Annotated in this window: 12 protein-coding genes; 6 read left to right on the forward strand and 6 right to left on the reverse strand. The window is 46.5% G+C overall.

The window, feature by feature from the left end; translation table 11 throughout:
* Positions 1-131, reverse strand: a 131-nt coding sequence (locus tag IM322_RS13200) for a helix-turn-helix domain-containing protein (protein WP_287713233.1), incomplete at its 3' end; no start/stop codon positions are given.
* A gap of 91 nt (positions 132-222) precedes the next feature.
* Here IM322_RS13200 and cbiT point away from each other — a divergent pair.
* From cbiT to IM322_RS13220, 4 genes are all read left to right on the forward strand, one after another.
* Entirely contained in the window at positions 223-813 is a 591-nt protein-coding gene (cbiT, locus tag IM322_RS13205; protein WP_149988633.1) for a precorrin-6Y C5,15-methyltransferase subunit CbiT, read from the forward strand.
* Positions 814-861: 48 nt separating this feature from the next.
* The gene (locus IM322_RS13210; protein WP_287077592.1) at positions 862-1,773 is read left to right on the forward strand and encodes a phosphatidate cytidylyltransferase; all 912 of its coding nucleotides are present in this window, start codon (positions 862-864) and stop codon (positions 1,771-1,773) included.
* Between the two features lie 77 nt (positions 1,774-1,850).
* Positions 1,851-3,368: a uroporphyrinogen-III C-methyltransferase gene (gene cobA, locus IM322_RS13215; RefSeq protein ID WP_287677098.1), complete on the forward strand. Its 1,518-nt coding sequence runs from the start codon at positions 1,851-1,853 to the stop codon at positions 3,366-3,368.
* Positions 3,369-3,446: 78 nt separating this feature from the next.
* Positions 3,447-3,854, forward strand: a complete 408-nt coding sequence (locus tag IM322_RS13220; protein WP_287677096.1) for a kinetochore Spc7 family protein — start codon at positions 3,447-3,449, stop codon at positions 3,852-3,854.
* Between the two features lie 67 nt (positions 3,855-3,921).
* Here IM322_RS13220 and IM322_RS13225 read toward each other — a convergent pair whose 3' ends face one another.
* The 5 genes from IM322_RS13225 to bchM form a co-directional block, all read right to left on the reverse strand.
* Entirely contained in the window at positions 3,922-4,269 is a 348-nt protein-coding gene (locus tag IM322_RS13225) for a carbon dioxide-concentrating mechanism protein CcmK (RefSeq protein WP_286826094.1), read from the reverse strand.
* 104 nt (positions 4,270-4,373) lie between these two features.
* Positions 4,374-4,682 (reverse strand): carbon dioxide-concentrating mechanism protein CcmK, encoded by a 309-nt coding sequence (locus tag IM322_RS13230; RefSeq protein ID WP_002732196.1) that lies wholly within the window; start codon positions 4,680-4,682, stop codon positions 4,374-4,376.
* A gap of 63 nt (positions 4,683-4,745) precedes the next feature.
* The gene (gene msrA / locus IM322_RS13235; protein WP_287677092.1) at positions 4,746-5,228 is read right to left on the reverse strand and encodes a peptide-methionine (S)-S-oxide reductase MsrA; all 483 of its coding nucleotides are present in this window, start codon (positions 5,226-5,228) and stop codon (positions 4,746-4,748) included.
* Entirely contained in the window at positions 5,221-5,988 is a 768-nt protein-coding gene (gene panB / locus IM322_RS13240; protein ID WP_061430941.1) for a 3-methyl-2-oxobutanoate hydroxymethyltransferase, read from the reverse strand. The genes msrA and panB overlap by 8 nt, the downstream gene beginning before the upstream one ends.
* Positions 5,989-5,991: 3 nt before the next feature.
* Positions 5,992-6,684 carry a magnesium protoporphyrin IX methyltransferase gene (bchM, locus tag IM322_RS13245; RefSeq protein ID WP_287677090.1) on the reverse strand — a complete coding sequence of 231 codons (693 nt, stop codon included), beginning with the start codon at positions 6,682-6,684 and terminating at the stop codon, positions 5,992-5,994.
* Positions 6,685-7,275: 591 nt separating this feature from the next.
* Between bchM and IM322_RS13250 the strand changes: the two genes are divergently transcribed.
* Together IM322_RS13250 and IM322_RS13255 are read left to right on the forward strand one after the other, a co-directional pair.
* Positions 7,276-8,556, forward strand: coding sequence for a S8 family serine peptidase (locus IM322_RS13250; RefSeq protein WP_287677087.1), 1,281 nt, complete (start codon positions 7,276-7,278; stop codon positions 8,554-8,556).
* Positions 8,557-8,686: 130 nt separating this feature from the next.
* Complete coding sequence (locus IM322_RS13255) at positions 8,687-8,899, forward strand: hypothetical protein (protein ID WP_286826099.1); 213 nt, start codon at positions 8,687-8,689, stop codon at positions 8,897-8,899.
* The last annotated feature ends 136 nt before the right edge of the window (positions 8,900-9,035 follow it).

Raw genomic sequence — 9,035 nt, forward strand, 5'->3', positions numbered from 1 at the left:
CTTTCGTACCATGCTTGTGTTCTGAGATGGAGAGCTTTATTGTAAACTAATCTTACACAGCCCAAAGTGCGCCGCAATAGCGCCTCTTGTTCTGGTGTTGGGTAAAATCGGAACCAATAGGCTTTCTCCATGTCTTACATTCTAGCATATATCGTGTAAATGCGCTAGTATTTAACAGTAAAGCCGTCGTAGAACGACGGGGTTTCAGACCCAAAATTTTCGATGACTTGGTTATATAAAACCCCCGGTATTCCCGATGAATTGTTTGAACGTTTGCCTGGGATTCCCTTGAGTAAACGCGAGGTGAGATTATTGATGATTTCCGCTTTGAGGTTAGGTGATGGGGGGGTTTTCTGGGATATCGGGGCAGGAACCGGCACTATTCCCGTTGAAATTGGCTTATTATGCCCCAATAGTCCGATTATTGCCATTGAAAGGGATGAAGAAGTGGCCAGTTTAATCCGCCGTAATTGCGATCGCTTCGGGGTAAAAAATGTTACGGTTTTTGAAGGCAGCGCTCCCGATTGTCTAGCCAATATATCCCTAGCACCCGATCGCGTCTGTATCGAGGGCGGCAAACCGATTAAATCAGTCCTGCAAGAAGTGTGGCAATACCTGAAACCCAACGGCCGCATCGTGGCTACGGCCAATAATTTAGAAACCCTCTATCAATTTTCCGAAGGCTTTTCTAATTTACAGGCGCGTAATATCGAGATCGTCCAAGCGGCAGTAAATCGCCTAGAAACTAGGGGTATTCACCAAGTTTTTGCCGCCGTTGATCCCATGTTCATCCTGAGTGGCGATAAACTTTAATTGGGGATAACCTTCCATAAAGTTTTCTTAATCTATATAATTAGAACAATGCCGCCTAACTTCTCTGGATTAACCATGCCTTGGCCACGCATTGTCAGCGCTATTTTTGCTATTGCCTTCGCACTGGGAATTATTATCGTTGGGGGTTGGTATTTCACCCTCGGCATCGGTGTTATCGTCTTTTTGGGACAATTGGAGTATTTTCGCTTAGTTCGCGCTAAAGGCATTGAACCGGCCGCTAAAACCACTCTCGTAGTTTCGCAATTATTACTACTGACGGCAACTATGGCAGCCCCCCTCACCGATGCCATGTTTCCCCTTGCTGGGGCGTTAATTTGTTTTTATCTGCTCTTTCAGCCAAAAATGGCGACAATTGCCGACATTTCCACCTCAATTCTCGGTCTGTTTTATGGTGGTTACTTACCTAGTTATTGGATTCGTTTACGGGTCGGTTTTTCTCCTGAAAGTAGTCCCGTGGCTATGGCCAGTAACTTACCCTTGATGGGATATTGGCCAGAATCGTGGATGGAACCGAAATTATTCCCGGCCGCTTTGACGGTGACTTTTCTAGCTTTCGGTTGCATTTGGGCCGCCGATATCGGAGCTTATATCATGGGAAAATGGTTAGGGAAAACCAGTTTATCGCTGATTAGTCCCAAAAAAACCGTGGAAGGTTCCTTTTTTGGCATTTTAGGCAGTATAGCGATCGCCGAGTTGGGTGCTTGGTATTTAGATTGGCCCTATTGGCAGCTGACCGGCTTAATTTTGGGCTTATTAATTGGTATTGTCAGTTTATTGGGTGATTTGACCGAATCGATGATGAAACGCGATGCCGGAGTCAAGGATTCCGGGCAGTTAATCCCCGGTCACGGTGGTATACTCGATCGCACTGATAGTTATGTGTTCACCGCTCCCCTAGTATATTATTTCGTCACTTTACTGCTGCCCTTGTTGCGTTAGTAGTTTGTATCTTCTCCGGTCGCTGCGCCCTTGAGTTCTCCAGTGCTAAATTAAAGATTAAACCCAAATTTGCGATTATGTCAGGAGTCGTCTATCCCCGGGGTAAAGTTTATCTTCTCGGTGCGGGAATCGGTCAGAGCAGTTTTCTCACCCTGCAAGCGCGAGCAATTTTAGCCACGGCCGAGGTTTTGCTGTATGATGCCCTAGTGGATAATCAAATCTTCTCCCTCGTGCCGAAAACCTGTATTTTAGTCGATGTGGGCAAACGGGGAGGACAACCCGGCGCCGAGCAAAATCAGATTAATCGGATATTGGTTAATTATTGTCAAGAGGGAAAACGAGTTATTCGGCTCAAAAGTGGTGATCCGGGGGTTTTTGGGCGAGTATATCCTGAAATGTTAGCCCTAAAGCAGGCTGGCTGTGATTTTGAACTGATAACTGGAATTTCCTCCGCTTTGGCCGCTCCTTTATTGGCCGGAATTCCCCTGACCGAAAAGGATATTAGTCGCTGTTTTGCGGTCTTGAGCGCTCACGATCCCCAGTCTCTCGATTGGTCAGCTTTAGCTAAAATTGATACGCTGGTGCTATTGATGGCCGGTCAGTCTTTAGGGCAAATTATCGAGAAATTATGCCAAAATGGGCGTAATATTCACGACTCGATCGCTATTATCCGCCAGGCGGGACGCAAGGATCAACAAATTTGGCGCGGCACTTTAGAAAATATTCTCGCTCAAACCGCCGGGGTGTCCCTCTCACCCTCTATTATGGTCATTGGTCAAGTTGTGGCTCTGGCGATTATGTCCTCTCCCCCACCCCTAGGAGGTAAAACTATTGTTATTACCCGTGCCGCCGAGCAAACGAGTCAATTTAGCGAAATTTTGCAAAATCAAGGCGCAGAAGTCCTAGAAATGCCCGCTTTAGAGATTCGTCCCCCCTCCAGTTGGCAAGGTTTAGACGATGCCATCGGTGAGTTAAAAAAGTTTGATTGGCTGATTTTAACTTCTGCCAATGCTGTTAATTTTTTCTTTGATCGCTTGACATTTTGGGGAAAAGATGCTAGGGCTTTAGCGACCGTAAAAATCGCCGTGGTGGGCAAAAAAACCAGCCAAGTTTTGCACTCACGAGGATTAAAGGCGGATTTTATCCCGGGGGATTTTGTCGCTGATGCTTTGGTAAACGAGTTTCCCGACCCGATTAGGGGGCAAAAATTCCTCTTTCCGCGCGTGGAAACGGGAGGGAGAGAAGTCTTGGTTAAGGAATTAACGGCCAAAGCTGGTCAGGTGACGGAAGTGGCCGCCTATGATTCCGGATGTCCCGCGCGCATGGATAGTCAGATCTGGGAAGCGTTTCGAGATGAAAAAGTCGATATAGTCACCTTTGCTAGTTCCAAAACCGTCCAGAATTTTTATCAGTTATTGCTGCAAGAAATGGGAGAATTATCGGTTAATTCCCTATTAGAAAAAGTTTGTCTGGCTTCTATCGGTCCGCAAACTTCAAAAACCTGTCAAGAGTTATTTGGTCGTGTTGATATCGAGGCGCGAGAATACACCCTAGAAGGGTTGACCAGCGCTCTAATCGAGTCGAGTAAGACCTGACATCCTCGCCGCCGTAAAACAGACGGCGATTCCCAAATCTGACGATAAACAAAGCCATAAAAATCTAGGAATCTCCCCATGAGTAACCCTATTATCATTGAAACTGACTTAAAAGATATTCTCGCTAAACTTGACAATCGGTTAGAGCGAATCGAAACAAAACTAGAAGTATTGCCGAAAATAGAGACCGAAGTTTCCCAACTCAAAGACGATATCAGAAACCTGAGGGGAATCGAAACAAAACTAGAAGTATTGCCGAAAATAGAGACCGAAGTTTCCCAACTCAAAGACGATATCAGAAACCTGAAGGGAATAGAAATAAAGCTAGAAGTATTGCCGAAAATAGAGACCGAAGTTTCCCAACTCAAAGAAGATGTCAAAGACTTGAAAGAAAGGGCAACGGCTCAAATATGGGCTTTGATAGTCACTGTTATCGGTGCAACTGTTGCAGCAATTATCAAATTCGGTTTTTTGACTAAAACTTAAATCATCATTAAAAACTAAGTTGGAACTAGACAAGTTCCAACCGAGCACAAAAAATTGACCTTGAATATTAACGACGAATTGGAGCGATCGCACCGTCGGCAGCAGCGCGAAAAGGTTCCACTGCCTCGCTATAATCGATCGGTAAAATAGCCACCACGTTATCGTGAGGACGGGCAATAATTACCCAGGTTTCTAAAGCTGCCCCCTCGGTTTTATTGACCGCTTCAATGCCGGCAGCCATAGCGGTTTTTACCTCCTGTACATCCCCACGAATATTGAGGGTAAAACGGGCGCTTCCTGCCCTTAAATAACCAACAATCGTGATCCGTCCTGCTTTTACCATCGCATCGGCGGCCGCTAGAATACCGGGGAAACCTTTGGTCTCGATCGATCCCACCGCGGGTTGGGCTGTCATAAATTAACTCCTAATAACAAAAATCCGATAAGTTTAATTGATAGAATCCAATCTATTTTCCAGTCTTTAACTATAGTCTAGTTTGGGGCAAATCCCTAGGGAAATTAACTGCGAAAACGGTCTGACTTAGGCGTATGCTGCACTGGTAAAACTGCCAGTACATTTTCTGGAGGATTCGGTACGATGTAATGACTGACCACATTACCACCAAAAGCGGTCATCGCCGCCGCTAATCCTGCCTCTACTGCTGGTTTAACCTCGGAAATCGGACCACGAATCGCCACCAAAAATTCGCCCCTTTCCGCTAGATCAAAATAAACTAGGGTGACTCGTCCCCCTTTAACCATGGCATCCGCCGCCGCTAAAACGGGGGGAAAACCCAACGTTTGAATGACTCCGACCGCCTCGGGCATTTTTCCTGATCTCCTGCGAAAGCAACTTTACATTATACCCCGAACCTGTCTTTATGTTTTCTTCTAGAAATCCTCGACCGCTCGCGGCAGTTTTTTCTCTAAATACTGTTGATGGGACTGATCAGCCAGATAATAATCTCCTGCGGGTTCGATCAAAGTAACGATATCCTGCTGAAACTTTCCCCATAGTTGTAGTTGACGCTTGGAAGCAGTGGCGATTAACTTTTGTTCCGGGGTGTGATAAAAAATAATCGATCGATATTGTTCTCCCCGGTCCGGTCCTTGGCGATTTAACTGAGTCGGATCATGGATTGACCAAAAAACGGCTAATAACGCCTCGTAGCTTATTTCGTGGGGATTATAGGCAATTTGTGCCACTTCCGCATGACCGGTAATTCGCGATAACACATCGAGATAACTAGGATTGGGGAAATTTCCCCCCATATAACCCACAGAAGTCGCTAAAACCCCGGGTAAACGCCGAAATGAGTCCTCGGTTTTCCAAAAACAGCCGGCCCCAAAAGTAGCTTTTTCGCCGCTATTCATTTCCCCTCACATCCTTGGCAAATTCCACCACTGCTTTTGTAATTGTCTCGCTTAAATTAGCATAAACTTTGGCAAAAGGGGGAGCTTTTTCGGTTAATCCTAGAATATCCGCCGTTACTAACACCTGACCATCACAATCCTCCCCCGCACCGATACCAATCGTCGGTATAGTCAATTTATCGGTAATAGTAGCGGCTAAATTGGCGGGAATATGTTCCAAAACCAGGGCAAATACTCCCGCTTTCTCCAAGGCTAAAGCTTCCTCGATTAATCTTTGTGCATCCGATGGAGTTTTTCCCTGCTGACGGTATCCTAACCGATGGACCGACTGGGGAGTTAATCCGATATGACCCATAACAGGGATGCCTATCTCGGTTAAACGGCTAATAGTCTCGATCATAGCGGGATAACCTCCCTCTAATTTTACCCCTTGCACTCCTGCTTCCTTTAACATCCTTCCTGCCGAGTGAATTGCCTGACTGACACTTTCCTGATAGCTGAGAAAAGGCAAATCACAGACAACTAAAGCTTGTTTTACCCCGCGAGACACGGCCGCCGCGTGGTGAATCATCGCCTCTAGGGTGATCGGTAAAGTGGTAGGATAGCCCAAAGCGGTCATAGCTAAGGAATCACCTACCAAGATAATATCAATTCCTGCTTGATCGAGCAGTCGCGCGATCGGATAATCCCAAGCTGTGAGGGTGACAATCGCGCGTTTTTGCTGTTTCCACTCGATTAATTTGCTGGTGGTGACTGCCATTCTTTATTCACTGCGGACAGCTTCGAGGATACGGGAAAAATAGAAACGAGTGCTAGTCATACTCGTCCGTTCAATTTTAAAGCCATTTTCGTTGAGAGCGGCGACAATAGTTTTTTCCTTGTGTTGATAGGCACGAGTGGTTTTACTCGGACCGGGGAAAAATTGACCAATTTTCTTGAGAATGGTTAATAAACAGGTTTTAGGGGCAAAACTGAGGATTAAACGGGATTGAGCTAGGGATCCCAGGTGTTTAATCATTCCTAAGGCTTCTTCTGTGGGATAGTGAATAAGAACATCAACACAGATGACTGTGTGATATTGGCCGGTTAATGCTTCTAAATCTTGAACGGCAAAGGTGAGTTTACTGTTATCTGCTAACTCTTTGGCTGCTCTTTCCTTGGCTTCTGTCACCATTTTCTCAGAAATATCACTAGCGAAAATAGTTGCGCCCGCTTTAGCGAGGGGAATACTAAGACTCCCGACTCCACAACCGGCATCACAGATCGAGAGATTAGGCAAATTGTCATCACTTTCTAACCAACCGATAACGGTATCGATCGTCTGTTGATGACCGATGCGAATATCTTTTTGTACTTTGTTAACTTCGCCATCCCCATAAATCCGGCGCCAGCGATCGAATCCTGTGGCGTTAAAATAGTCCTTGACTATGGCTTTATCGTCTAATGTGTTGGTCATAACGAAATCTAAACGAGCGGAGATGGTTATTACTTCATCCTACCGTGAAAGCCAGTTTTCCGACTGAATCATTGGGGGTTGCCGTTAGAACATGAGTATTATTTTATTCCCCCGTGCTGCCAAGCATTGTCAAAGATTTGTAAATTTTTTGACCAAAATCCTTGAGGTAATGCTAGGCTGACCTCAGAAAGAAAACCATAGCTTAATAACGATTCGGATGGGTTTTAAACTTATATGATCGGTTTGAGGCTAAATACATAAAAAAAATTGATTGAGATTCCCTAACCTAGTTCGGTTGTTTCCCAGAGCGTGAATTACTAGAAAAAATTTAACCTTGCTAGGGCTGGAGTCCATAAACAACGGTACTTAGAGACCGAAGTGAACTTAGGAAAATGGTTTCCCAAACCGTGAACATTTTGAGGGTGGGTAATTAACTGACTCATCTCTGATTTTGCCGAACCATCCTGAACAATTAAAGGATGGTTAGACCAGTGGTTGATGATTGAAAAATCTTCGATAAAAAGGCTAGTGGTTAAGCCATTTTTCCGTGATTGTATTAGCTAAAATATCCATTTTTGGGAGGTATTTTTTATGTCTGGACGAGCGAGTTTTCCCATCCCCAGTACCGCCTCAAATGAAGAAACCACGGGGCGATATATTGTTACTTTCCAAGATGGAGCAACCCCAGAAGGAATCGCCGCTCTGCGAGATGTGGCGGGGATATCTGCCTTGCCCGATGCCCGGGATTTTGCCGATTCGGCCATGGACAGTTCAGAGCTAGACGCGGCGGGAGGGGGAACCTTTCCGACTTTGGGGGTGGCAGTGGTTTCTATGGATGACTTAGCCTTGAGCAGTGTCATGAACATAGCGGGGGAAAGTTCGGCAATTTTAGCGATCGAACCCGAACGAATTTACTATGCGATCGAGGAGGGTTTATCCTCGGAATACCTCAAGGGTTATCGCGATGCCGTCAATCATCTTTATGAACAGTGCAAGGCTAAAGAAACGCCGGGAGATAAGGATCTCGCAGCCCTAGCCTTTCGCGATGATGCCCAATCCACTTGGGGATTAAAAGCCACGAAAGTAATCAATTCCCTTGGTCGCAGTGGTCGCGGTATTAATGTGGCTGTACTAGATACGGGTATGGATTTGAAGCATCCCGACTTTTTTGGGCGATCGATCCAAAGTAAGTCTTTTGTACCGGGAGAAGCGGTGCAGGATGGTCACGGTCACGGCACTCACTGTATCGGTACCGCTTGCGGATTTAAAGATGTCAACGGTCGCCGCTACGGGGTCGCCTACGAAGCCACCATTTATGCGGGCAAAGTTCTCAGTAATGCTGGCAGTGGCTCCCAAAGTTGGATTCTCGCCGGCATGGAATGGGCGATCGCGAGTCGCTGTGCGGTGATTTCTATGTCCTTAGGCAATACAGTTCCGACCCCCTCCACTGCCTACGAAACTATCGGTCGTCGCGCTCTGCAAAATGGTTGTTTGATTATTGCGGCGGCCGGCAATCACCGGCCTGGCACTGTGGGTCAACCGGCTAATAGTCCCTCAATTATGGCCGTAGCGGCGATCGATAGTAATCTGCGATTAGCCTCTTTCTCCTGTGGTTCTGGTAGTGCCCAAGGTGCTAACGTCGATATCGCTGGCCCCGGGGTGGCAATCTATTCTTCCGTACCGATGCCCCGACGTTACGACGTTTTTAACGGCACTAGCATGGCTACCCCCCATGTGGCCGGGATTGCTGCTCTCCACGCTCAAGCTTCGGGAGTGCGCGGGGCGCAACTCTGGCAGTTACTCACCTCGAAAGCCTTGCGACTGTCTATTCCCACCGTTGATGTGGGCAGTGGACTAGCCCAATCTCCTTAGCCTTCAGGGGTCAGTATTCAGGAATTAGGAGTCAGGAGTTAGGAGTTAGGAGATTATTTTTATTTATTCTCCCATCTCCCCTGCTCCCCCCTCCTGACTCCCGCTCATCTTTTTACTTTCATTAATAGCCATGGAACAGATTATCGTGACGATCGATGAACAGCATTTAGCCGATATTCAGACAGTGGCCAATAATTTACAATTTCTGGGTATGACAGTAGATAATATATTATCGGTTTCCGGCATTATTACCGGTTCAGCCCGTCGATCGCTGATCCCCTCTTTAAAGGCAGTGCCGGGGGTTCTCGATGTGGAGGAAGATAAAGAAATGCGGGCGATTTGACATCCTCGCCGCCGTAAAACGGACGGCGATTCCTCACCACGCCACTTTTTTAGGGTGGTCGCGTCAATGGGGTTGACGCAGATAGCGAAAAACGCTTAATTGCTTAAGTCTGACACTTTCGACCCGTCCGTTTTCA

Source organism: Microcystis sp. M109S1 (genome assembly GCF_020247025.1).
Lineage (GTDB): Bacteria > Cyanobacteriota > Cyanobacteriia > Cyanobacteriales > Microcystaceae > Microcystis.

What these genes read in the sequence shown, in the direction of transcription:
- cbiT (WP_149988633.1), top strand. Translation starts at nt 223, where the DNA reads ATGACTTGGTTATATAAAACCCCCGGTATTCCCGATGAATTGTTTGAA.
- msrA (WP_287677092.1), bottom strand. Translation starts at nt 5,228, where the DNA reads ATGAATAGCGGCGAAAAAGCTACTTTTGGGGCCGGCTGTTTTTGGAAA.
- IM322_RS13230 (WP_002732196.1), bottom strand. Translation starts at nt 4,682, where the DNA reads ATGCCCGAGGCGGTCGGAGTCATTCAAACGTTGGGTTTTCCCCCCGTT.
- panB (WP_061430941.1), bottom strand. Translation starts at nt 5,988, where the DNA reads ATGGCAGTCACCACCAGCAAATTAATCGAGTGGAAACAGCAAAAACGC.
- IM322_RS13225 (WP_286826094.1), bottom strand. Translation starts at nt 4,269, where the DNA reads ATGACAGCCCAACCCGCGGTGGGATCGATCGAGACCAAAGGTTTCCCC.
- IM322_RS13220 (WP_287677096.1), top strand. Translation starts at nt 3,447, where the DNA reads ATGAGTAACCCTATTATCATTGAAACTGACTTAAAAGATATTCTCGCT.
- IM322_RS13250 (WP_287677087.1), top strand. Translation starts at nt 7,276, where the DNA reads ATGTCTGGACGAGCGAGTTTTCCCATCCCCAGTACCGCCTCAAATGAA.
- IM322_RS13255 (WP_286826099.1), top strand. Translation starts at nt 8,687, where the DNA reads ATGGAACAGATTATCGTGACGATCGATGAACAGCATTTAGCCGATATT.
- bchM (WP_287677090.1), bottom strand. Translation starts at nt 6,684, where the DNA reads ATGACCAACACATTAGACGATAAAGCCATAGTCAAGGACTATTTTAAC.
- IM322_RS13210 (WP_287077592.1), top strand. Translation starts at nt 862, where the DNA reads ATGCCGCCTAACTTCTCTGGATTAACCATGCCTTGGCCACGCATTGTC.
- cobA (WP_287677098.1), top strand. Translation starts at nt 1,851, where the DNA reads ATGTCAGGAGTCGTCTATCCCCGGGGTAAAGTTTATCTTCTCGGTGCG.